Origin of the sequence: Paraburkholderia sp. SIMBA_027 (assembly GCF_046535315.1) — a bacterium.
GTDB classification, from domain to species: Bacteria; Pseudomonadota; Gammaproteobacteria; order Burkholderiales; family Burkholderiaceae; genus Paraburkholderia; species Paraburkholderia tropica.
Genome location: NZ_JAWRWY010000477.1, coordinates 1 through 276 on the forward strand (window position 1 = coordinate 1; position 276 = coordinate 276).

The 276-nt window shown below is 30.1% G+C and carries 1 protein-coding gene; it reads left to right on the forward strand.

Going from position 1 to position 276, the window contains the following annotated elements; translation table 11 throughout:
• Nucleotides 1–12 precede the first annotated feature (12 nt).
• The coding region (locus SB764_RS39900; protein WP_410866735.1) for a hypothetical protein at nt 13–276 on the forward strand (264 nt) is incomplete at its 3' end.

The window sequence follows — 276 nt, forward strand, 5'->3', positions numbered from 1 at the left end:
TCGGTTCATTTTATGATTGATGCTACAACAGGGAACCTGTATAAAACATATTTTTACAGAGTAAAGATTTATAACAAAGATAAAGCTGAAGATTGGTTGAATCTCGAGATCCCTTTATATCAGAGTGGAAACAATCATGAAACATTAAATAAAATAAAAGCACTGACTTATAATCTGGAAAATGGTATAGCAAATCCTGTTAAAGTCGAAAAAAGCTCAAAATACAAAAGCAAAGAAAGTAAATACGTAACCGTTACTAAATTTGCCTATCCTAAT